The sequence below is a fragment of the Hoeflea sp. AS16 genome (assembly GCF_038900095.1).
Taxonomy (GTDB): Bacteria; Pseudomonadota; Alphaproteobacteria; order Rhizobiales; family Rhizobiaceae; genus Hoeflea.
Window position 1 is genome coordinate 328,326 of sequence record NZ_JBBMQQ010000001.1, and the last position, 23,590, is coordinate 351,915.

19 protein-coding genes are annotated in these 23,590 nt (G+C 63.3%); 11 read left to right on the forward strand and 8 right to left on the reverse strand.

Translation table 11 applies throughout. The features are described 5' to 3' along the window. Positions 1–8: 8 nt before the first annotated feature. Entirely contained in the window at positions 9–1,265 is a 1,257-nt protein-coding gene (locus tag WNY80_RS01545; protein ID WP_342885577.1) for a D-amino acid dehydrogenase, read from the forward strand. Positions 1,266–1,494: 229 nt separating this feature from the next. Here the strand turns inward: WNY80_RS01545 and WNY80_RS01550 are convergent, their stop codons facing one another. The 7 genes from WNY80_RS01550 to WNY80_RS01580 all read right to left on the reverse strand — a co-directional run bounded on the left by WNY80_RS01550 (position 1,495) and on the right by WNY80_RS01580 (position 11,402). Then, entirely contained in the window at positions 1,495–2,295 is an 801-nt protein-coding gene (locus tag WNY80_RS01550) for a CPBP family intramembrane glutamic endopeptidase (RefSeq protein WP_342885578.1), read from the reverse strand. Between the two features lie 27 nt (positions 2,296–2,322). After that, positions 2,323–3,594 carry a GGDEF domain-containing protein gene (locus WNY80_RS01555; protein ID WP_342885579.1) on the reverse strand — a complete coding sequence of 424 codons (1,272 nt, stop codon included), beginning with the start codon at positions 3,592–3,594 and terminating at the stop codon, positions 2,323–2,325. A gap of 247 nt (positions 3,595–3,841) precedes the next feature. Continuing rightward, positions 3,842–4,444, reverse strand: coding sequence for an SDR family oxidoreductase (locus tag WNY80_RS01560; RefSeq protein ID WP_342885580.1), 603 nt, complete (start codon positions 4,442–4,444; stop codon positions 3,842–3,844). A gap of 95 nt (positions 4,445–4,539) precedes the next feature. Next, on the reverse strand, positions 4,540–5,916 hold the full coding sequence (locus tag WNY80_RS01565; protein ID WP_342885581.1) for an NAD-dependent succinate-semialdehyde dehydrogenase: 1,377 nt from the start codon (positions 5,914–5,916) through the stop codon (positions 4,540–4,542). Positions 5,917–6,039: 123 nt separating this feature from the next. Beyond that, a complete protein-coding gene (locus WNY80_RS01570; protein ID WP_342885582.1) occupies positions 6,040–6,921 on the reverse strand; it encodes a DMT family transporter in 882 nt (293 codons plus the stop codon). A gap of 327 nt (positions 6,922–7,248) precedes the next feature. Then, positions 7,249–9,282, reverse strand: coding sequence for a phenylacetic acid degradation bifunctional protein PaaZ (paaZ, locus tag WNY80_RS01575; RefSeq protein WP_342885583.1), 2,034 nt, complete (start codon positions 9,280–9,282; stop codon positions 7,249–7,251). A gap of 56 nt (positions 9,283–9,338) precedes the next feature. Next, a complete protein-coding gene (locus WNY80_RS01580; protein WP_342885584.1) occupies positions 9,339–11,402 on the reverse strand; it encodes an FAD-dependent oxidoreductase in 2,064 nt (687 codons plus the stop codon). A 106-nt stretch (positions 11,403–11,508) separates the two neighbouring features. Between WNY80_RS01580 and paaG the strand changes: the two genes are divergently transcribed. The 4 genes from paaG to WNY80_RS01600 all read left to right on the forward strand — a co-directional run bounded on the left by paaG (position 11,509) and on the right by WNY80_RS01600 (position 14,763). Further along, on the forward strand, positions 11,509–12,306 hold the full coding sequence (gene paaG / locus WNY80_RS01585) for a 2-(1,2-epoxy-1,2-dihydrophenyl)acetyl-CoA isomerase PaaG (protein WP_342885585.1): 798 nt from the start codon (positions 11,509–11,511) through the stop codon (positions 12,304–12,306). After that, positions 12,303–12,746, forward strand: coding sequence for a hydroxyphenylacetyl-CoA thioesterase PaaI (paaI, locus tag WNY80_RS01590; protein WP_342885586.1), 444 nt, complete (start codon positions 12,303–12,305; stop codon positions 12,744–12,746). The genes paaG and paaI overlap by 4 nt, the downstream gene beginning before the upstream one ends. Positions 12,747–12,824: 78 nt before the next feature. Further along, positions 12,825–14,135 (forward strand): phenylacetate--CoA ligase PaaK, encoded by a 1,311-nt coding sequence (gene paaK, locus WNY80_RS01595; protein WP_342885587.1) that lies wholly within the window; start codon positions 12,825–12,827, stop codon positions 14,133–14,135. A 4-nt stretch (positions 14,136–14,139) separates the two neighbouring features. Continuing rightward, on the forward strand, positions 14,140–14,763 hold the full coding sequence (locus tag WNY80_RS01600) for a TetR/AcrR family transcriptional regulator (protein WP_342885588.1): 624 nt from the start codon (positions 14,140–14,142) through the stop codon (positions 14,761–14,763). 1 nt (position 14,764) lies between these two features. Here the strand turns inward: WNY80_RS01600 and WNY80_RS01605 are convergent, their stop codons facing one another. Beyond that, entirely contained in the window at positions 14,765–15,943 is a 1,179-nt protein-coding gene (locus WNY80_RS01605) for a citrate synthase family protein (RefSeq protein WP_342885589.1), read from the reverse strand. Between the two features lie 93 nt (positions 15,944–16,036). On the opposite strand from WNY80_RS01605, the gene WNY80_RS01610 reads away from it, so the two are divergent. The 6 genes from WNY80_RS01610 to WNY80_RS01635 all read left to right on the forward strand — a co-directional run bounded on the left by WNY80_RS01610 (position 16,037) and on the right by WNY80_RS01635 (position 23,494). Next, positions 16,037–17,428 carry a CoA transferase gene (locus WNY80_RS01610; protein ID WP_342885590.1) on the forward strand — a complete coding sequence of 464 codons (1,392 nt, stop codon included), beginning with the start codon at positions 16,037–16,039 and terminating at the stop codon, positions 17,426–17,428. A 402-nt stretch (positions 17,429–17,830) separates the two neighbouring features. Continuing rightward, positions 17,831–18,238 (forward strand): GFA family protein, encoded by a 408-nt coding sequence (locus WNY80_RS01615; RefSeq protein ID WP_342885591.1) that lies wholly within the window; start codon positions 17,831–17,833, stop codon positions 18,236–18,238. Between the two features lie 318 nt (positions 18,239–18,556). After that, positions 18,557–19,513, forward strand: a complete 957-nt coding sequence (locus WNY80_RS01620) for a TAXI family TRAP transporter solute-binding subunit (protein ID WP_342885592.1) — start codon at positions 18,557–18,559, stop codon at positions 19,511–19,513. 93 nt (positions 19,514–19,606) lie between these two features. Next, positions 19,607–21,712 carry a TRAP transporter permease gene (locus WNY80_RS01625; protein ID WP_342885593.1) on the forward strand — a complete coding sequence of 702 codons (2,106 nt, stop codon included), beginning with the start codon at positions 19,607–19,609 and terminating at the stop codon, positions 21,710–21,712. Continuing rightward, complete coding sequence (locus tag WNY80_RS01630) at positions 21,713–22,081, forward strand: DUF1850 domain-containing protein (protein ID WP_342885594.1); 369 nt, start codon at positions 21,713–21,715, stop codon at positions 22,079–22,081. A 123-nt stretch (positions 22,082–22,204) separates the two neighbouring features. After that, positions 22,205–23,494 carry a DUF3422 family protein gene (locus WNY80_RS01635; RefSeq protein WP_342885595.1) on the forward strand — a complete coding sequence of 430 codons (1,290 nt, stop codon included), beginning with the start codon at positions 22,205–22,207 and terminating at the stop codon, positions 23,492–23,494. The last annotated feature ends 96 nt before the right edge of the window (positions 23,495–23,590 follow it).

Below are 23,590 nucleotides of genomic sequence, written 5' to 3' on the forward strand. Positions count from 1 at the left end.
CGCCAGTCATGAGAGTTATCGTTATGGGAGCTGGCGTGATCGGCGTCACCACGGCCTACTATCTCGCCAAGGGCGGGGCGCAGGTTGTGGTGCTTGACCGGCAGAACGGGCCGGGGCTGGAAACAAGCTATGCCAATGCGGGCGAGCTCAGCTACGGCATGACCTCGCCCTGGGCCGCTCCGGGCGTACCGATGAAGGCGGTCAAATGGCTGTTCATGAAGCGGCGGCCGCTGTTCATCTGGCCGCTGATCAGCCCGACCATGTGGAAGTGGGGGCTGCAGATGATCGCCAACTGCAACGACGAGAGCTACCGGATCAACAAGGGCCGGATGGTGCGGGTGTCGAATTATTCGCGCGACGTGATGCCTGATCTGATCGCGGAAACCGGCATCGAGTATGACGGGCGGGCGCAGGGCACGCTGCAACTGTTCAGGACTGCCAAGCAGCTCAAGGATTCGCGCGCCGACCAGGAGATCCTGGCGGAGTATGATTCCCCCTTCGAGGTGCTGGACCGCGACGGCTGCATTGCGGCCGAACCGGCGCTGGGTCAAGTGCGCGACAAGTTTGTCGGCGGGCTGCGGCTGACGGCGGACCGGACCGGCGATTGCCGCCTGTTCACCATGGCGCTGGCGGAGAAATGCGCCGAGATGGGCGTCGAGTTCCAGTATGGCCAGTCGATCCGCTCGATCGCGGTCGAGAATGGCAGGATCGCCGGGGTGGAGACCGAGATCGCCGGGCGGATTAGCGGTGACGCCTATGTCTGCGCGCTTGGCAGCTACGGCCCGAAGCTGCTCGACCCGATCGGCATCAAGTTGCCGGTCTATCCGGTGAAGGGCTATTCGGTGACGCTGCCGGTGACCGACGACGAATTCGCGCCGCAATCGACGATCATGGACGAGACCCACAAGGTGGCGATTACCCGGCTGGGCGACCGCATCCGCGTGGCCGGCACTGCCGAGATCGCCGGCTATTCCAACCGGCTCGGCCCGCACGCGACGGATACGGTCAAGCACGTGATCAGCGACCTGTTCCCCAGGGGCGGCGACATTTCAAAGGCTGAAGGCTGGACCGGGCTGAGACCGATGACGCCGGACGGCACACCGGTGCTCGGGGCCTCGCGCTACGACAATCTCTATCTCAATACGGGCCACGGCACGCTGGGATGGACCATGGCCTGCGGCTCGGGCCGCGCGGTGGCGGACGTGGTGCTGGGCAAGGAGCCCGAGATCTCGTTCGAGGGGCTGACGGCTGAGCGGTATGGCTGAGGCACACATTCGGGTGTGCACTGCATGGCCTTTGCATGTGGGGCTCAGGTGCGGCCGGGGAAAACCGCCAGCGACCGGGTAACCGACGGCGTGGTCTCATCGTCCGGCCGGCCAGAGGGCGGGTCGGGCTTTTTGCGTTTGATGGTCGTGGCTTTATCGATCATCACCCGAGACGGCTTGCGCCCCGCTTTTCTTTTGCCCAATGCGCGCCGGTGCCGTCCATGACGGATCAATCCATGGCTGACTGGGGTATAACTTCGGTGCTTGCATCCTCCCGGTTAAACATCGAGTCCCTGTTGAGCCAGATGGTGCCAAGTGCTGCGAAGACGAAAAAGATCGTGTCATAGGGCTGTGCATCCGGCCAAAGCGGATTGTTCAACTGAAAATGAAACAAGACGGCGATCAGGATGCTGCCGCGTGCATTGTTGAAAAATGGCGTCAGTATCAGGCTGACCGCGATGGAGCCGATGAAGAACGGTGTAAATCCCCAAGCGCTTTGCGGTGTGCCGCTCAGGAAAAACGCGGGCAAATGCCAAACGCCCCAAATCATGCCGAGGACAAGCCCTGCCCAAATCGGCGCCATGTGTCTTTGCAACAGTGGCAACGCCACGCCTCTCCAGCCAAATTCCTCAACCGGCCCAAGGATCAGCATGAAGCCCATGGCGGCAAGCGCTGCACTTACGTTCTCAAAAGGAAACGGCGTATCAAACAGGTTACCTTTCACGGCGGAGCCGGCGAAATAGGTCAGCGGAATGCCGAATACCAGGAACGCATACCAATAGGGTGATGCCCGCCAGAGGAAAAGACGCGAGAGAAATCGTTTTGCCGCATCCAATCCTCCAGTCCACAGCACCAGCGAGACAGCGGCAATCGCAGGTGCGTAGACTGATACGATAAAGAGCGGATTGGTTGCGCTGACCGGTCCAAATATCGCGACAACCCGATCATGATAAAGCACCAAGATCGCGAACAGCCCCCATGCCAATCCAAAGGTGATGATCAGATAAGGGATCATTGCGCGTGTGGTCATTTTCATTCCCCGCGGCCAGCCCGGTTGTCAGGCCACGCTGCGCGGGTTTTGCTTTTTCGCAGGGTGCTTTCTGGCCGGATGCGTCTTGTCCGGGCCGGAGCGGGCGCCGACGCCGTCGGGCGGCGGGGCGATCACGGTCTGGTTCTTGCCCTTGTGCTTGGCCAGATAGAGCGCCTCGTCGGCGCGGCCTATCAGCATTTCCGGCGTCTGCTCACCTTCCCACAGGGCGAGGCCAATGCTGACGGTTACCCGGCTTGCGGTGGGACTGCCGGGGTTTTCAAGCCGCAGCGAAGCGATGGACTTGCGGATCCGCTCGGCGACGGCAAGAGCGCCGCTTGCGGTGGTGCCGGTCAGCACCACGAGGAATTCCTCGCCACCGTAGCGCGAGACGATGTCGCCATCGCGTACGGCGTCGCGGATCTTGTTGGTCACCGTCTTGATGCATTCGTCGCCGGCGGCATGGCCGAGGCTGTCATTGAGGTTCTTGAAGTCGTCAATGTCGATCATCAGGAAGGCGATGGGCGGCCTGTCGCCGGCAGAACTGCTCCAGATCCTGTCAATATCCTCCTGGGTCGAGCGGCGGTTCTGAATGCCGGTCAACGGGTCGAGATTGGCGACAAGCTGCAACTCGGCAAAGAGTTTGGCCAGTGCCTCCTGATCGCGGAGTTCGCGGATTTTCGATCTGAAGCCCTTCCACTGGCTTCTCAGTGTCGCCTTTCGCGTCGTGGCGAAGGTGAGGATGGCGCCGCTGTAAAAGCAGCTGATGCCCAAGGCCAGCAGCGGATCGGCAACCGGGCCGATGATGATCATCCCGGCATGCAGGGTGACCGCCGTGGCAACCGCCGTGACCGTCCAGCGGAACTCGATGGGGAAAAACAGGATTGCGGTGGCAAAGGTGAACAGCCCCGCCGTCAGGTAGCGTTCGAACAGGGGCACGCCGCCGAGTGCGCCCAGCGCACCGGACTCGAGCATGATGGTTGCCGCCAGCACGGTCAATGTCGCGCCCTGGACCCAGTTTGGCCGCTGCCGTCCCCAAAGCATGTAGAGGCCAATGAGAATGGCCGAGGCAATGATACCGCGGATGACCAGTGTCGCCGTCAGCAGGGACGGCTCGATGAGGTAATCGAACGGCATCAGGAACAAGTTGAAGACGAAGGCCGCCTGCAGCCATGCGCGGGCCTTGAGCGAATGCGCGGCCCAGGAATAGGCATTATAGATCGCGGCGAGTTTCGGAGGGGCGGCTAAAACGCGGCTTTCCTGCGTCAGCAAGCTGTCAGGCAGCATGACACGATCCGTCATCGCTGTCTCAAGCGCGTCGTTGTAAACCTGCCGGCTGTGTGCCCGGTGACTGGTTTGCGCGGTTTTCCTCATTTGCTGAAGAGTGTAGCCCCGCTTTGTTAAAAATGGCTTTCGGGCTGAAAACGCGCTCCAAAGCGTGAAAATGCAGCAATTTTCGACAAAACCGTATTTCGCCGGGTGGCGGAATGGTGCGGGCGAGGTGGCGCTGAAGCATTTGACAGCGCCTCCTTCTGCATGGGGCACGGGCTTAGGCCGACTGCATGTTCAGTACTTGCCCGTCATAGCACCCTGTCGTCGTGGCTTGGGCCAGCACATGGGCCACATCGGCGCGCGAGGCTTCGGTGGACTTGTCGACATCCTCGCCGAGGATCACATCCGCGCTGCGGCCGTTGTCGGTCAGGGCGACCGGACGCAGGATGGCGTAGGTCAGGCCGGAGGCCTTGAGGTGTTCGTCGGCTGCGTGCTTGGCCTTGAGATAATGCGCCAGCTTGCCCTCGGGGTTGGCCTGGTCGGCGCCGAAGGAGCTGAGCATCACAAAGCGGGCAACGCCGGCCTCGCGGGCCAGATCGACCAGACGTTGCGCGCCGTCGCGGTCAACCTTGTCGGTCATCTCGGGACCGGTGGAGCCGCCGGAACCGGCTGCAAACACAACTGCATCCATGCCGTCGCACACACCTGCCTTCAGATCGGTCAGGTCGCCCTGACGCAAGCCGGTGCCCGCGGGCAGGGCGCTGGTGTCCGAGCTTTCGCGCACCAATGCGGTGGGCCAGTGGCCCTGATCAATCAGGTCCTGGACAAGTTTGCGACCGGTCTTGCCGGTTGCACCGGCAACGAGAATATTCATGTTCATACTGTGCTCCTAGGCTCAGAGGTGGTCCGGATGGCGCATTCGCGCGGATTTAGGGGAGGAGGTGTGCGGCGGGGCAGACCGGGGCCGCCGCCTGGTCAGGGCAGGAAGATCGCCTTGGTGTTGACGAACTCCTTCATGCCAAAGCCGCCATGTTCGCGGCCGTAGCCGGAATCCTTGACCCCGCCGAACGGCATGTTGGGATCGGCCGCGCCGAAGGAATTGATGCGGATCATGCCGGTGTCGAAGTGGTCGCGTGCCAGTTCCAGCGCGCGCTCTTGGTTTTTCGAGAAAATGCCGCCGCCCAGGCCATAACGGCTTTCATTGGCCAGACGCATGGCGTCTTCGTCGTCCCTGGCGCGGATAACCGATGCCACGGGTCCAAAGATCTCGTCGTCATAGGCTGGCATGCCCGGCGCCAGATCGGCCAGCACCGTGGCCGGGTAGTAGGCGCCTTTCCGGTCCGGTGCGGTTCCGCCGCAGAGAATTTTGGCTCCCTTGGCGACGCTCTCATCGACCTGGCTTTTGACCGTATCGAACTGATCCTGGCTTGAGAGCGGGCCAAGCTGGCTGTTCTCGTCGGTCGGATCACCCAGTGTGATGCCCTTCATCTGCGCGACGAAGGCATCGACAAAGGTGTCGTAGACTTTCTCGGTGACAATGAAGCGCTTGGCCGAAACGCAGGTTTCGCCATTGTTGTAGAGCCGGCCCATGACCGAGTATTTCACCGCTGTCTCGATGTCGGCATCCTCAAGCACCAGGTAGGCGTCGTTCGAGCCCAGTTCCAGCACGGTCTTTTTCAGCGCCTTGGCAGCGACCGCGCCGATATGTCTGCCGGCGCCATCGCTGCCGGTCAGGGTCACGCCGCGGACTTTCGGGTGGGCGATCAGCTTGTCGCTGATGTCGTGGTCGATCAGGATCACCTGGAAAAGGTCTTCGGGCAGGCCTGCCTCGATGCACAGTTCACGCAGGCGCAGGCCCGAACCGGTGCAGATGCTGGCGTGCTTGAGCACGCAGCCATTGCCGGCCATCAGGTTGGCGGCGAGCACGCGGACGGGCTGGTAAAGCGGGAAATTCCAGGGCTGGATCGAATAGATCACGCCAACCGGCTGGTAGCTGACCACGCCGCGCTTTTCCCTGGTGCCGTGGGTGCGTTCCTCGTCGGAAAGCACGTCAGGCCCATTCCGGGCGGTGTATTCGAAAATCTGGGCGCAAATCTCGACTTCGGTATGGCCGTCCCTGAGCAGCTTGCCGGTTTCCCGCGTCATCAGGGCGGCAAGTTCATCGGCATTGTCGCGCAGTTTCTGTGCAATCTCGTTGAGATACGGCGCGCGCTCCGCATGGGACAGGTTGCGCCAGTCCAGAAAGGCTGCGTGGCAAGCCTCAAGCCGATCAATCGCTTCAGCCTCGCTCATCCGCTCGTAGGTGTGGATTTCCTCTTCGGTGGCGGGATTGATTGTGGTGATCGTTGACATGCTGGCTCCTTGTGAAACTCGAGCGGTCAACGAACGGCGCTGCCATAAGTTCCTTTCCGGAGCCGTGTCCGATGTGCCGGATGCCAGCTAACGCCGGTTCGCACCATGCCGGAAGCCATTTGCTCACCGGCCCGTCCTGTGTTCCCTCCAGATGATGAACACGCCGCTGGCGATGATCACGGCCGCACCGGCGAAAGTCAGCGCGTCGGGGATTTCGTTCCAGAACATCCAGCCCAGAAGCGTGGCCCAGATGATGGCGGAGTAATCCAGCGGCGCCACCACCACGGCGGGGGCGAGGCGGAAGGCCTGGGTCATCATGGTCATGCCGGCGGTGCCGAAGATGGCGATTGCGCCGAACAGCCAGAGATCCTGAAACCTGACCGGGGTCCAGATGAAGGGCATGATGAACAGGCTGATGAGCGCGCCGGTTCCGGTCATGTAGAGAAGCAGGGTCCAGACGCTTTCGCGGCTGTCGACCCAGCGCGCCGACAGCATCAGCAGTGCGTAGACGAAGGCGGTGGCGACGGGCAGCAGCGAGACGGTCTGGAAGGCCGATGTGCCGGGCCGGACGGCGATCAGCACGCCGGCAAAGCCAACGAGGACGGCGAGCCAGCGGCGCCAGCCGACATGCTCGCGGAAGAGCAACGCTGAAAGTGCCGTGATGAACAGCGGTGCGACAAAGATCAGCGCCGTGGCTTCGGCGAGACCCATATAGGTGATGGAGGTGAAGAACAGGAAGGTGGCGCCGACCCAGAGCCCACCACGCATCAGATGCGCCAGTGGGCGGTGTGACCGCAGCGCTGCGGTGCCGCCCATCCTGTGGGCGATCAGGATGGCGAAGGGCAGCGCAATCAGGTTGCGCAGAAACTGGATCTGGAACGGCGAATAATGCGCCGTCAGGGTCTTGGCCAGGGCATCATTGACGCAGAGACAGGCGACGCCGACGCACATCAGGATGATGCCGGCAGAGGTGCGGGCGCGCGGCTCGGTCGGTGTTTGCAGCAAGACTCTCTCCCCTGGCTGTTGACGCGACCCTAACAGCATCGGCCCGGAAATCGAGCCTGATTCTTGGTGCGAGATAGATGGGTGGGTGCAGAGCAGGACAGGTGTTCGGGATCGGGACGTTGTGCCCTTGGATGCCGTCATTTCCTGCCTCGAGCCGGGATCCAGCGACCCGGCGTCTGCCGGGTCAAAGACCCTTTTCAGCCCAAAGACCTGGTCTGGCTGGATACCGGAGGCTATGACGTCGCTTCGCTTGTCTGGATCAAGTCCGGTAAGACGGGAGGTGGAAGGGGCCGACGGATTGCCAGGGGCGAACGTCCCCAAAATCCATCAGCCGTACTGGTTCATCGTGTGCAGCTCGTATTCGGCTACGTCGTCGCCATCCTGGTTGGTGACCGCGACATGCCAGCGGACTTCACCGTATTCGTCGGTGCGGCGGGTCTTGCGCTTGACAGTGAGCGCCACGGAGATGGCGTCGCCGGGCGAGACGGGTTTCATGAATTTGAGCCCGTCGAGACCGGTGTTGGCGAGAACCGGGCCGGGATCGGGCGAGACGAACAGGCCGGCTGCGAAGGACAGAAGCAAATATCCATGGGCGACGCGGCCGGGGAAGAACGGGTTGGCCCTGGCGGCTTCCTCGTCCATGTGGGCGTAGAAGGTGTCGCCGGTGAAGTGGGCGAAAGTCTCGATGTCCTCAAGCGTCACGGTGCGCGGGCCAGCCTCGATGGTGTCGCCGATTGCGAGCTCATCGAATGTGCGGGTGAAGGGGTGGGCCGATGACTTCGGCCTGGCGGCACCCTTGACCCAGGTGCCGGTAATGCCGGAGATGATGTCGGGGCTGCCCTGGACCGCTGTGCGCTGCATGTAGTGCATGACGCCGCGGATGCCGCCGAGTTCCTCGCCGCCACCGGCGCGTCCCGGTCCGCCGTGAACCATATGCGGCAAGGGCGAGCCATGGCCGGTGGCCTCCTTGGCGCTGTCGCGGTTGTTGACATAGATGCGGCCGTGGGCGGCGCCGGCATCAATCAGCAGCGAGCGGGCGACGGCGGGATCATGGGTGATGACGGAGGCGACCAGACTGCCCTTGCCGCGGTTCATCAGGGCGCCTGCGTGGGCGAGATCGCGGTAGGGCATCAGGGTTGCCACCGGGCCGAAGGCTTCGACCGAATGTACGGCTTCGGCTGCATCGGGATCATCGCAGGCAAACAGCATAGGCTTGACGAAGGCGCCCCTGGCCTTGTCTGCGCCATCGACTTCGAAAGTGTCGGGATCGCCGGTGAGAACCCGGCATTCGGCTGCGATCTGGCGGGCCTTGTCGAGCACGTCGGCTTTCTGGGCGGCGGAGGCCAGCGCGCCCATGCGGGTGGTTTCGAGCGCCGGATCGCCGATGCGGATGGTGCCCAGTTTTGCGGCGATGGCGTCGCCGACCGAGCCAAGCAAGGCCTCGGGCGCGATGATGCGGCGGATGGCGGTGCATTTCTGACCGGCCTTGGCGGTGATTTCGCGCACCACTTCCTTGACCAGAATGTCGAATTCCGGGCTGCCCTCGGTAACGTCCGGGCCGAGCACAGAGGCGTTGAGGCTGTCCTGTTCGGCAACGAAGCGGACGCTGTTTTCCAGCAGGACCGGATTGGAGCGCAGCATCAGCGCTGTTTTGGCCGAACCGGTGAAGCCGACCACGTCCTGATAGTCCAGCCGGTCGAGCAGATCGCCCAGCCCGCCCGAAACCAGCTGCACGGCGCCTTCGGGCAGGATGCCGCTTTCGATCATGCGGCGGACGGCCTGCTCGGTGACATGGCAGGTGGCGGTGGCCGGCTTGACGATGGCCGGCATGCCGGCGAGCAGGGTGGGGGCCAGCTTTTCGAGCATGCCCCAGACCGGGAAATTGAAGGCGTTGATGTGAACGGCAACACCGTGCAGCGAGGTGGCGACATGCTGGCCGACAAAGCTGCCATTGCGCGACAGCATTTCCAGATCGCCATCGACATAGATGTGGCCGTCGGGCATCTCGCGGCGGCCTTTCGAGGCATAGACCAGCATGGTGCCGATGCCGCCATCAATGTCGATCATCGAGTCGGGCTTGGTGGCTCCGGTGGTGTAGGACAGGGCGTAGAGTTCGTCCTTGAACTTGCCGAGTTCCAGCGCCAGTGCCTTGAGCATCCGGGCGCGGTCATGGAAAGTCATGTCACGAAGCGCCGGTCCGCCCTTGGTCCGGGCGAAATCGATCATGGCCTGCGTGTCGAGCGACGACTGGCCGGCAATCGCCAGCGGTTCGCCGGTAACTGCACTGGCGATCGGGCGGGCGCCGTCATCGGCGGCCAGCCACTGACCGGCGAGATAGCTGTGCACATTGATCAAACCCATTTCTCTCTCCCTTTTGGCGGTGGGCCGCCTGTCGTCCTGCAGTCTATGTGGATGCGTCAGCTCTTGAAGACGCCTGCGGCTTTCCACGAGCCGGGGCTCTGCGCCTCGATGGCGGCAAAAGCCTCGCGCATCCGGTCCATGCCTGTCTCCTCGGCCCAGAACATCGGGCCGCCGAGATGTTTGGGGAAACCATAGCCCTCGGTCCAGACGATATCGATGGCGGTGTCGCTGGTGGCGATGCCTTCCTCGAGGATCAGGTTGGCCTCGTTGACGATGGCCGCCATGATGCGGATGACGATGTCATCGGCGCTGAACGACTGCTGCGCGGTGCTGTGCTCGGTGCGCCAGGCTGCGACCATGGCTTCGATATCGGGATCGGGCTTGCCGGAGCCGCTTGTGTGATCGTACCAGCCCTTCTTTGCCGGGCTGCCACGGCCCTGGCGGCCCATTTCGCAGAGCTTGTCGGCGATATCGACATAGCGGCCGGGCCAGGTGCCGGCCGCCAACTGCCGCTTGCGGTTGGCCCAGCTGATCTGCAGCCCGGTGCGGTCCTGCAATTCATACGGTCCCATCGGCATGCCGAGGCCGCGCATCGCCGCATCGACATCATAGGGCGAGGCACCGTCGGCGACCATGTAATCGGCCTGGCGGCGATAGGCCGAAAGGATGCGGTTGCCGATGAAGCCGTCGCAGACACCGGTCTCGACCGGGATCTTGCCGAGGCCGCGGGCGAAGGCAAATGCGGTCGACATGGTCTGGTCGGTGGTGACCGAGGTGCCGACGACTTCGACCAGCTTCATGATGTTGGCGGGCGAGAAGAAGTGCAGGCCGAGGAAACGGCCAGGCCCGGGCATGCCTTCGCTGATCATGTTGGGATCGAGATAGGAGGTGTTGGTGGCGATCAATGCCGTCTCGGACATGACATCGGCGAGCTGGCTGAACACGGCGCGCTTGACTTCGGGGTCCTCGAATACGGCCTCGATGGCAATGTCGGCATCCGCGGCAGACGCGTAATCGGCGCCGGCGGAGAAGGCCGCGCGGCGGGCGTTGGCCTTGGCTTCGGTGATGCGGCCTGACGCCAGGTCCTTGGCGATGATGGCCTCGACGCGGCCACTTCCGGCGTCTGCGCTCTCGGTGTCGCGCTCAAGCATGGTGACACGATGGCCGGCGGCGAGGCTGGCGGCTGCGATGCCTGCGCCCATCAGGCCGCCACCAACGATGGCGACATGCTTGATTTCGGCAGGCTGAAACGCTTTCAGGCGCTCGGGGCGGGTGACAGAGCGGCTGGCGAAGAACAGCCGACGCAGTGCTCGGGACTGGGCGCTGGTGCGCAGATCCAGATGGGTCTGGCGCTCGATCTTGCTGCCTTCCTCAAACGACACTCTGGCTGCGAGCGCGGTGGTTTCGAGCGCGATCATCGGGGCGTCTGCGCCCTTTGCCGATTTGGTGATTTCCGCCTTCAGCGCTGTCAGATCTGCATCTGCAACCGGGCGGGCCGAGGTGTTTTGCGGCCGGGCGGGCAGGTTGTCCCTGAAAGACGCGATGGCCTGCACCGGATCGCCCGAGAAGACCAGATCCAGCCCGCCGAACTCCTCAAAGGTCCTGGCGTTCACCGGCTTTCCGTTGGCGGCCATGCGGGCTGCACGTTCCAGTCCGATGACGCGGGGTAGGCGCTGGGTGCCGCCGGCGCCGGGAATCAGGCCGAGATTGACTTCGGGAAGACCGAACTTGGTTTTCTCGTCGGCAATGCGCCAGGCGCAGGCGAGCGCCAGTTCCAGCCCTCCGCCAAGCACTGTGCCGTGCATGACGGCGATGAACGGCGTTTCGCTGGCTTCTATGGCGTTGAGCACATCCGGCAGATGCGGCAATGGTGGCGGTCCGGCAAATTCGGAGATGTCGCCGCCGGCAACGAACGTGCGCCCGGCGCAGACAAGTGCCGCGGTCTTGCATTTGGCCTCGTTGACCAGGCGGACGGCCTCCATCAGATCTTTTCTGACGCTGACGGAGAGCGGATTGACCGGCGGATTGTCGATGGTCACCAGGGCATGACCGTTGTCTATGGCAACGTCGACCACCCTTGTTTCCGGATCGGTCTGAAGGGTGGTTGAAGGCGTGGTCACGGTGGCGGCTCCTGGCGTTTCGAGGTGAAATTTTAAGTATCAAATACCGTCAGATTATTAATTGACCAACCGGTCGGCTTATGCAACCATTATTTTCAGGAGGACCATGGCCATGAGTGAACCGGTACTACATTCCTGGAACGGCGGCGTGCTGGAAATCACGCTGAACCGTCCGGATAGATTGAATTCTTTCAACGATGACATGCATCTGGCTCTGGCCGAATGTTTGGAGACCGCGCGGGACGATGCTCGCTGCCGGGCGGTGTTGCTGACAGGCGCGGGGCGCGGGTTTTGTGCAGGTCAGGATCTTTCGGCAAGGGACCCGGCCAAGATGTCGGGTCCGCCGGACCTGGGCGATACGCTGACCCGGTTCTACAATCCGCTGATCCGCCGCATCCGCACGCTGGAAAAACCTGTGGTTTGTGCCGTCAACGGGGTGGCTGCAGGTGCTGGCGCCAATGTGGCGCTGGCCTGCGACATCGTGCTGGCGGCACGCAGTGCGAAGTTCATTCAGTCTTTCGCCCGGGTTGGCCTCATTCCCGATGCGGGTGGCAGCTGGATGCTGCCGCGGCTGATCGGTGAGGCGCGAGCCAAGGCGATTGCCATGACCGCGGAGCCGGTCCTGGCCGAGAAGGCCGCAGACTGGGGCATGATCTGGCGGGTTGTCGAAGATGCCGAGCTGATGGCAGAGGCGAGGGCGCTTGCCGCCCGTCTCGCAGCCGGGTCCACCACGGGCCTGGGGCGGATGAAGGTTCTGATCCAGGCCGCTGCCGGACAGGAGCTCGATGCCCAGCTCGACCTTGAGGCCGTGACCCAGCGCGAAGCCGGGTTCTCCGCCGACTATGCGGAAGGCGTTACTGCCTTTCTTGAAAAGCGCGAGCCGAAATTCGGGGGCCCGAAATGAGCGGCATTTCCGATCAGGAACGCGCCGAGCGGTCGTCTGCGGCAATGCTGAAGGACGACCACACCACCAAAGGCATGGGCATGACCATCGATGCGGTGGGACCGGGCATGGCGACGCTGTCGATGGTGGTTCGCAAGGACCATCTCAACGGTCATGGCAGCTGTCACGGCGGTGCAATCTTCACGCTGGCCGACAGCGCTTTCGCCTTTGCCTGCAACAGCCACAACACGATCACCGTGGCGCAGCATTGCTCGGTGACCTTTCTTGCCCCGGGCCGGGAAGGTGACCGGCTGACCGCTGCCGCGCGGGAGGTGACACTGGCCGGACGATCAGGCGTCTACGACGTGACGGTGACGCGCTCGGATGGCACCGTCATAGCCGAGTTCCGCGGGTTGTCGCGGACTGTTTCGGGCACGCATTTCGAGGAGCCTGCTGCCTGAGCCGGCGGCAGAACAAAATTTGGGAGAGGACGCGCCGGTTCAACGGGAACGGCCGTCCGGGTATTGCAGGAGAACCCGATGCTTGACTTGACGCCCGACCGGGCAAGCCTGGATCCGATTGAAACCGCGTCGCGTGACGAGATATCCGCGCTGCAGCTCAAACGCATGAAGTGGTCGCTGGCGCATGCCTACGAGAACGTGCCGCACTACAAGGCGGCGTTTGACGAAAAGGGCGTGCATCCGGACGACCTGAAGACGCTGGCTGACCTGTCGAAGTTTCCGTTCACGACGAAAATTGACCTGAGGGACAATTATCCCTTCGGCATGTTCGCGGTGCCGCGCGAGAAGGTGGTGCGGGTTCACGGCTCGTCGGGCACGACCGGCAAGCCGACCGTGGTCGGCTACACCGCCGGCGACATCGACATGTGGTCGGACCTCGTGGCGCGCTCGATTCGCGCCTCGGGCGGGCGTCGCGGCGATATCGTGCATGTATCCTACGGCTACGGGCTGTTTACCGGCGGGCTTGGCGCGCATTACGGCGCCGAGCGGCTGGGCTGCACCGTGGTGCCGATCTCGGGCGGCATGACCGAGCGGCAGGTGTCGCTGATCACCGATTTCAAGCCGCAGGTGATCATGGTGACGCCGTCCTACATGCTGTCGATCCTCGATGAATTCCGCCGCCAGGGCGTCGATCCGCGCGAGAGCTCGCTTGCGGTCGGCATTTTCGGGGCAGAGCCGTGGACCAATTCGATGCGCAGCGAGATCGAGCAGGCCTTCGACATGCACGCCGTCGACATCTACGGGCTATCGGAAATCATGGGGCCGGGCGTTGCAAACGAGTGCGTCGAGACCAAGGACGGATTGCACATCTGGGAAGATCATTTCTATCCCGAGGTGATCGATCCGGTGACGGGCGAGGTCTTGCCCGATGGCGAGATCGGCGAGCTGGTGTTCACGACGCTCTCCAAGGAAGCCTTGCCGATGGTGCGCTACCGCACCCGCGACCTGACCCGGCTGCTGCCCGGGACCGCACGGTCGATGCGGCGGATGGAGAAGATCACCGGGCGGTCCGATGACATGATCATCCTGCGTGGCGTCAATGTGTTCCCGACGCAGATCGAGGAGCAGATCCTCAAATGCGCTGGGCTGGCGCCGCATTTCCAGATCGAGCTCTCCACCAACGGCCGGATGGACGACATGACGGTGCATGTGGAATGCACAATCGAACGTGCGGACGCGGATGCGCGGGCGGCATCGGGCAAGGAGCTGGCGCATCACATCAAGAGCGTGGTCGGGGTGACTGCCCGGATCAATGTCCAGGAGCCGGGCAATGTTGCGCGCTCCGAGGGCAAGGCCAAGCGCGTGGTCGATAACCGGAACCGGACCTGAGGCCATGGCCCGGACCATCGCCAAGGATCACGAAGCAAAGCGCGAGGCGATCTTGAAGACCGCCGCGGTTTTCTTCGCGGAACAGGGCTTTGACCGGGCCTCGATGGGCAAGCTGGCAGAGGCGTGCGGCGTTTCCAAGGCTTTGATATACCACTATTATCCGTCCAAGGATGCGCTGCTGTTCGATATACTCGACACGCATCTGACCGCGCTGGTGGATGTGGTGGAGACTGTGGCCAGGCAGCCGGGTACCGCCTCGGAACGGCTTCGCGCCCTGATCCGCGCGATCCTGATCGCCTACCGGGATTCCGATGCCGAACACAAGGTGCAGCTTGATGCGCTGTCCTCACTGCCCGAGGACAACCAGGTTCATCTGCGCGCGCTGCAGCGGCGGCTGGTTGCCTGCATGTCGGAATGCGTGCGGGAGATCGAGCCGGAACGGTTCAAGGCGCGGCCGGAACTGCTGGCGCCGGTGACGATGTCGGTGTTCGGCATGCTCAACTGGTTTTATCTCTGGTACAAGCCCGGCGGACTGGTGGACCGGGACGCGTATGCCGATATCGTTGCGGATCTGGTCATCGGCGGGCTGCCTGCGGTGTGTGCCGGGGCTGCCGGCAGCGCGAGCTAGGTCAGGGCCGCTTGCCGGTATAAAGCGCTCTTGGCCGGATCAGCTGGTTCGTGGCCCGCTGTTCGAGCCCGTGCGCGATCCAGCCGGCCGAGCGGCCGATGGCGAACAGCAGAAATGCTGCGCCTTCGGGCAATTGCAAATGGCGTCTGAGTGCAACAAGCGCAAAATCGATCGACGGGGCGGCGCCGGTCAGATCGGCGGCTGCGGCAACCAATCGCGCAGCCTCGGGAAAATCAGGCGTTATTGCCGACAGCAGTACCTTGGCGCGGATATCGCCGTCGGGGTAGAGCGGATGGCCGAAGCCGGGCAGGGCGCCGCCGGCCTGCAGCCTGTCGCGCAGGGCTTTTGCCGGGGCATCGGGGTCGATGCTGTTCCACAGGGCTTCAACCTGCGTGGTGGCGGCACCATGCCTGATGCCGCTCAATGCCGCGAGCGCGCCGACAATAACCGCCTTGAGCGAGGCGCCGGTGGAGGCGACGCAGCGCGCGGTGAAGCTCGAGGCGTTGAGTTCATGATCGGCGCACAGAACCAGGGCCTGGCGGATCAAATCAGCGCCGGAACTGTCGACGTTCCATGCCTCGGCCAGTTGGCGGTGGATCGGTGCGGACCGTGGAGGCTGACGGAGCGCGCAGGCCGTCAGGATGCGAACCAGATCTCCGCTGCCGCGTGCCACTGATACCGGATCAGTGCGCCAGGCCGATGTCGGCTCGTCACGTGCTGCCACCGCAAACAATGGCAGCAGGGTTTCGGCTGCGGGCGCGTCGCCTGCCTGTGCCGCGAGATCGACATAGGCCTTGATGCTCATCGGGGCGCGGCGCGGGAAAGCGCTCTTCGCCGGGAGCTGCCAGAGAAGGGCCGCAATGTCTTCGAGAGAAGCGGAGCGTGACAATTCCACGGCATTGCGGCCACGATAGAAGCACTCACCGCTCTCGATCAGCGTCAATCCGGATTCGAGTACCGGCATGCCCCAGTCGAGCGTTGCCTTGGCGATCTCCCGGGGTTTGCGGCCGCGCCGCCTGGTTTCGGCCAGTTGTTCGACCGCATCGGCAAGGTAGCGGCTCTGGCGTGGGTCGTCGCCCGGCACGGCCTTGATCAGCCCGCGGCTGACATAGGCGTACAGGGTCTGGCGGGAAACGCCGAGGCGGTCTGCGGCCTGCCTTGCATCCATGTAGTCCGCCATTCCGAAAACCTTATAGTTGATTTATATGATCAATATTGACGATATTCTAAATCGGCGGTTCTGTGAAGCTCGAAACCGGACAGGAGCTTTGCCATGACCCAGACATCGGAAGCAGCCAGAACAGGCACTCACAGGATGATATCCGCGCTTTGGAGCGCTCTCGGCGGAAACGCGGACCTGAGCGGGACAGTCGCGATCACCGGGGAGGGGGCGCTGCCATCGGTCTTTGCGGTGAGCGATTTTGCTGCGGCCGCGGTGGCCAGCGCAGGACTTGCGCTTGCCGAGTGGAGCGAGGTGCGTTCGGGCAAGCTGCCCGCTGTCACCGTTGACCGTCGGCTGGCTTCGTTGTGGTTCGGGTTTTCGATCGCGCCGCAGGGCTGGTCGCTGCCGCCGGCGTGGGATCCGGTGGCGGGAGATTACGCCGCCGCCGATGGCTGGATCAGGCTTCATACCAATGCGCCGCACCACCGCGAAGCCGCACTGAACGTGCTGGGAACCGAGGCAGAGCGCGCTGCGGTGACGGCGGCTGTGGCAAGATGGCGTGCGGACGAGCTGGAAACGGCGGTCGTGGCCAAGGGCGGATGTGCGGCAGCAATGCGCAGTGAGGACGAATGGGCGCAGCATCCGCAAGGCCGCTCGGTGCTGGCGGAACCGCTGATGCGGATGGAAACGGGGACAGGCGCGGAGGCGTTTGCCCGGGATTTCGATGCATCGCGACCGCTGAAAGGCACAAGGGTACTGGATCTGACGCGGGTGCTGGCCGGGCCGGTGGCGACGCGGTTTCTTGCCGGCTTCGGCGCGGATGTGCTGCGGATTGATCCGCCCTCATGGGAAGAACCCGGCGTCGTACCGGATGTGACGCCGGGCAAGCGTTGCGCACGGCTTGATCTCAAAAGCGATGCCGGCCGGGCGCGGTTCAAGGCGCTGCTGGGTGAAGCCGATGTTCTGGTGCATGGCTACCGGCCGGACGCACTGGAGGCACTGGGGCTTGGCGCCGAGATTCGCGCGAAAATCCGACCCGGCCTGATCGATGTGTCACACGACGCCTATGGCTGGACCGGACCGTGGGCCAACCGGCGCGGGTTTGACAGCCTGGTGCAGATGAGTTCGGGCATTGCCGAGGCAGGGATGGTGGCCGCAGGTGCGGACCGGCCGGTGCCGCTGCCGGTGCAGGCGCTGGATCATGGCGCAGGCTACCTGCTGGCGGCGGCCGCGGTGCGCGGGCTGAGCTTGCGCCAGAACCAGGGGACCGGGTCGCGGTGGCGTACGTCGCTGGCCCGCGTCGGCGGTTTTCTGGCCTCGCACCGGCAAGGTCCGGTTGCAATGGAGATCGGAAAGCCGGAACGGCGGGACTACGCCGGTGAGGTCGAGCATACGGACTGGGGGCCGGCGCTGAGGCTGCTGCCACCGGTGCGGCTTGGTGATGTCGGCATGAAATGGGACAGGCCAGCCGGTGCTCTGGGGACGTCGCCGGCGCAATGGTGAGCGGCGCTCCGGCGGCCTGGTGAGGGGCGGGACCGGATCCGGGATCCTGCCTGCCGGGCCCTCACGATTAGCAGACAATACGTAAAGACATCAGACCGCGGTGGCGCCATGTTGGTGGCGGGAGCGGCAGGCAGCGTCCTGAACCAGGCCTGCTCGTCTTCCGACCACAGACAGGTTTCGCTCCGCCGCATCCATACGGCCGCTATCCTCCCAAGCGGCCGGTGCGGGGCGAAACCGTCGAAGCCTATTGCCCAGGTGACGGTGTCTCTTTCGGGGCCACGCACCCGGGCGATCAAATGCAAGGTGTGTGCGCAGTCAAGGATAGGCGCCCGAAACTTGCTCATCCGCACCATTACCAACTCGCGAACCGAACATGGCCGATGCGGCCAGATGGAGACTTTGATGACAAAATTTACCGGCGGATGCCTTTGCGGCAGCGTGACATACAGCTGTGAAATCGATCCGCCCCTGATCATGAACTGCCACTGTTCCGATTGCCGCAAGGCAATGGGCTCGGTTCATGCCACAACCATGTTCGTGCCCGAGGCCAGCGTCACCATCAGGGGCTATCCGCGCACCTACAATCACGGTGCTGACAGCGGATCGAACATGACCAAGATGTTCTGCGAAAATTGCGGATCGCAATTGTTCAGCAAGAACACCAGCCGTCCGGGCGGAATCGGCATTCGGGCAGGCTCGGTTGACGATCCATCCGTGATCAGGCCGATGATGAACATCTTCCTCAGCAGTGCCTTGCCGACCACGCCGCTGGACCCCGACCTGCCGCAGCATCAGAAAATGCCAGGCTGAACTCCGAGAAGGCTGTTCGGCTTGCGCTGATCTTCCATATTCGATGCATTGAAACCGGACTGGCAAGGGGGTGCCAGTCCGCGCTTTCTGCCTGGCAAAGGCAGATGCGGGGCCTCTTGCAAAAGCGAGGGCGGGCAGTTCCTTGCCCATTGGGTCTTGCATGTGGGCAATAAATTGCCAGTATCCCAGTTCGGATCTGCCCAGAGCTGCAGAATTCCTGTACAGCGGAATTTGGCACGCTCATTGCAGGCGGAAACCCGTATTGAAGTGCTGCGAAGCCGCATGCTTCCCAATCAGAATAACATGGAGGAGATCCTTATGATCAGCATCAACCGAAGAAGCCTGCTCAGCCTTATGGCTGCGACAGCCATGGGCCTGTCGATGGCGCCTGCAAAGGCCGCCGAATTCGTCAACATCCTGACCGGCGGAACCTCGGGCGTCTACTATCCGCTCGGCGTTGGCCTGTCGAAAATCTACGCAGAGAAGATCGACGGCGTTCGCACCCAGGTGCAGTCGACCAAGGCTTCGGTTGAAAACCTCAACCTGCTGCAGCAGGGCAAGGGCGAACTGGCCCTGGCGCTCGGCGATTCCGTCAAGCTGGCCTGGGAGGGCGACCCGGAAGCCGGTTTCAAGGCTCCGCTCGACAAACTGCGCGGCATTGCCGCCGTCTACCCCAACTACATCCAGATCGTTGCGTCGAAAGAATCGGGCATCAAGAACTTTGCCGACCTGAACGGCAAGAGCCTGTCGGTCGGTGCTGCAAAGTCAGGCACCGAGCTCAATGCGCGCAAGATCTTTGGCGCGGCCGGCATGTCCTATGACGATCTGTCGAAGACCGAATACCTGCCATTCGCGGAATCGGTCGAGCTGATCAAGAACCGTCAGCTGGATGCGACACTGCAGTCGGCCGGTCTCGGCGTGTCGTCAATCAAGGACCTGTCGACCTCGATCGATGTGCAGATGGTGGCCGTGCCCGAGGACGTGGTGACGGCGCTTGGCGCACCTTACATCGCCGCAACCATTCCGGCCGGCACCTACAACGGCCAGGACACCGATGTCAGCACAGTGGCCGTGGTCAACTTCCTCGTCACGCATTCCGATGTCAGCGATGAACTTGCCTACCAGATGACCAAGCAGCTGTTCGAGAACCTTCCCGAACTCGAGGCCGCTCACAAGGCTGCTGCCCAGATCAAGCTGGAAAATGCGATCAAGGGCATGCCGCTGCCGCTGCATCCCGGCGCCGAGCGCTACTACAAGGAAAAAGGCCTGATGTAAGACCGGGCGACCGGATCACATCACTATCTGACCGTGGCGGCTCCTTAGGAAGGTGGCCGCCACGGACTTTTGCGTTTTGGGGGAGAACATCGCATGCTTCATGATCAGACGCCGCATCAGGCACCGGAAGGTCAACCCGATCTGGGTCTGCATGACCCGCTGGCGGAGAGTTTTCCCTCCACGCCGGAAGGGCGGCTCTTGTTCTGGCTGGCGCTGATTTTCTCGGTTTTCCAGATTGCGACGGCAGCCCATATTGTCGATTTCGCCAGCCAGGTGGTGCGGGCGATCCATGTTGGCTTCCTGATGCTTCTGACCTTCCCGCTGGTGGCGCTGGCAAGGAAATCCGGCCCGGCGGTCAAGACGCTGGCCTGGATCATGGCCGGGCTTGGCGTCGTTGTCGCCTTCTATCAATGGTATGAATACACCGAGCTGCTGTTGCGCGCGGGCGACCCGCTGCAACGCGACATCGTGCTGGGCGTTATCGCGCTCGCCACCGTGTTCGCTGCTGCGTGGGTGATCATGGGGCCGGCGCTGCCGATCATTTCCGGCGCGTTCCTGGCCTATTGCCTGTTCGGCGAATATCTGCCGGCGCCGTTCGATCATCGCGGCTACGATTTCGCCCAGGTGATCGACCATATGGCCTATGGCACGGAAGGGATCTACGGCATCCCGATCTTCGTGTCGTCGAGCTTCATCTTCCTGTTCATCCTGTTCGGCTCGTTCCTCGAGAAGGCGGGCATGATCCAGCTGTTCACCGATGTGTCGCTGGGCATCGTCGGGCACAAGCGCGGCGGGGCCGCCAAGGTGTCGGTGATTTCTTCGGGACTGATGGGCACGATCTCGGGCTCGGGCGTGGCCAATGTCGTGACCACCGGGCAGTTCACCATCCCTCTGATGAAGAAATTCGGCTACCGCGCGGCCTTCGCCGGCGGTGTGGAATCGACCTCGTCGATGGGCGGGCAGCTGATGCCGCCGGTGATGGGGGCGGTGGCCTTCATCATGGCCGAGACGCTCGGCGTCGAATATTACGAAGTGGTGCAGGCGGCGATCATTCCTGCGGTTCTCTATTTCGCGTCTGCCTTCTGGATGGTGCATCTGGAAGCGGGCAAGCACAACCTGGTCGGCCTGCCGAAGAGCGAGTTGCCATCGCCGATGAAGGCGCTGAAGGAACAATGGTACCTTGTGCTGCCGTTGCTGATGCTGATCTATCTGCTGTTTACGGGCTATACGCCGCTGTTTGCCGGAACGGTCGGGCTGGCGCTGACGGTGCTGCTTATTCTCGGCGGTTCGATCGCGCTGGGCCTGCCTGCCGGGGTGATCCGGATCATGTTCTGGATCGGGCTCGGGCTAGTCGCTGCAGCCTTCCTGCAGTTCGGCATCATGGTGATCCTGGCCGCGGTGCTGGCGCTGGTTGCCTGGAATGCGCTGAGCAAGGGCGGGCGCGAGACGCTTGTCATCTGCCGGGATTCGCTTGCCGAAGGCGCCAAGACCGCGTTGCCGGTGGGCGTTGCCTGCGCCGTGGTCGGCATCATCATCGGCACGATGACGCTCACAGGTGCTGCCAATACCTTTGGCCAGTTCATCGTCTCGGTCGGTGACAAGAGCCTGTTCCTCTCGCTGGTGCTGACGATGATCACCTGCATCGTGCTGGGGATGGGGATTCCGACGATCCCGAACTACATCATCACTTCGTCTATTGCCGGCCCGGCGCTCCTGGAACTCGGTGTGCCGCTGATCGTCAGCCACATGTTCGTGTTCTATTTCGGCATCCTGGCGGACCTGACGCCGCCGGTGGCACTGGCCTGTTTCGCTGCCGCTCCGATTGCCAAGGAGAACGGGCTAAAGATCTCGATGGAGGCGATCAAGGTGGCCGCCGCGGGCTTCGTCATTCCGTTCATGGCGGTCTACACGCCGGCGCTGATGCTGCAGGATGGCGGGCCCCTGGCAGCCGAAGTCGGCTATGTGCCGGCGGTGATCTACATCGTCGCCAAGACCGCGCTGGCGATCGGGCTGTGGGGGGCTGCAGTGATCGGGTTCCTGGGCAGCCCGCTCGGCTGGCCGCTCAGGGCGTTGGGAATGGTCGCTGCCTTCACGCTGGTGGCGTCCCTGCCGCTGACCGACGAGATCGGCTTTGTGCTGGCGGCTGTGTTCGCATTCCTCGCGTGGCGGCAGATGCGCAGGCGCACGGAAGCGGCCTGAATGTCGCTCGCGCTCTGTGTTGCGGCGGGTGGCAAGGCGGTTGCGATTGCGACCACGCTGTTTACGCTGTCCTGGACCCATTCGGTGGAAAAGACCGAATGGGCAGAGGCCTGGCGGGTAACGCCGCAGGGGCTGGAACTGACTGAGGCAAGGGTCAAGGGCTCGGGCGCCGGCATGGATCCGGGCGAAGGGGCAAGGCTCGAAGATGGCTGGTGGGTGTGGTCGCCCGACACACCGCTGGTGCCTGAACTGGTCCTGGCCTCCTCGGGGGCTACCGTGTCGGCCTGGAAACTGTGTCACGCGGGTGGGTGCCTGGAGCTTGGCGCCGCGGCGGACGAGCCGGTGCGGGTGTCGGCTTGCCAGCGCTGAATTGTCGCTTTGCCTGCCATTGCCGCCGGCCCTACACATAGCGCAAATGCAATGTTACGGTACTCCCGTGTCCGGGCAGATCTGCTATGATCAAAGTGCGCGGGGCAAGGAGAGGGCAGCAGCATGGGCAGATTCTCGTTTCCGATGGCTCCGGGCCGGGCCGATGCGCTGGGCGAAATCCATGCGCGGCCGCTGGCGCTTGTGGGCAAGTCGCGTGTCATCTTTCAGCTGGCCTTTTTAACCGATGGCGGGTCGGCGGTGGATCATGCGGTGCTGGCCGAGTTGGCGCGGGCGCGGGGTGTGGCGGTGCCGGGACGCGACGCGGCGCATTTTGCGATGGGCTGGGGGCAGGGCACCCTGCGCTGGGAACGGCACACGGAATTTTCCACCTATTTCTGGGATGCGCCTGCGCCGGCAAGGTTCGGCGACGGGCTGGACACGCACCCGTTCGGTGACCAGTTTTCGCCGCCGGGCAGCCTGATCGCGGGCATCCGGCTTGAGGTGCGCCAGGATTCGGCGGCAACAAAGGCGGCGCTTGAAAGTTTCGACCCCACCAGCCTTTGCCTGAGCGAGGTCAAGGATGGGCAGGCGCTGATCGCCACCGATTTCCGGCAGGATGGCGACGGGCTGACCCGCATTCTGGTGATCGACAAGGGCATGAGCGATGCCGGCCGCGGCGCGGTGGTGCAGCGGCTTCTCGACATCGAAACCTACCGGACGCTCGCTGCGCTGGGGTTGTCGTTGGCACGATCGCTTTCGCCTGAAATGCGCCGCATCGAGGACGGGCTGACCAAGATCACGCAAGCGATGAAGACCGGTGCGCGCGAGCAGGCCGACAGCCTGCTGGCCGACATCACGGTGCTTGCTGCAGAGCTCGAGGCCAACGCCGCGCTCAGCCTCTACCGGTTCGGTGCAAGCCGGGCCTACTACACCATCGTGCGTGAGCGCATTGCCTCGCTCAATGAGACCGGCCAGCCCGGCTTCGAGACCATCGGTGCGTTCCTGGAAAAGCGGCTGGCACCGGCGATGCGCACCTGCCAGTCGATCGAGGAGCGGCAGGCGAACCTGTCGCGAAAACTCTCGCGCGCAACGGCGCTGCTCAGAAGCTGGATCGATGTTGAACTCGAACGCCAGAACAGTGCGCTTTTGAGCTCGATGAACCGCCGGGTGAAGTTGCAGCTCAGGATGCAGCAGACCGTTGAAGGCCTGTCGGTGGCGGCAATTTCCTACTACATCGTCGGCCTGTTCGGCTATCTCGCCAAGCCGCTCGACGGGCTGGGGCTGCCGATCAAGGCGGGAATGATGTCGGCACTGTTCGTGCCGGTGGCGATCGGCTTTACCTGGATGGTGGTCCGGTCGATCCGCAAAGGCCATGACATCGAGGACACCTCCGGGGACGCGGACAAGTCCTAGAAGGGGGCGCGCGTGCCGGGCAGGTCTCGCCGGGCATTCTCGCGCGCCCGGTGCTGGTTTCGGGCTGGCCTGACGACCTGTTCGATCATATGAAAA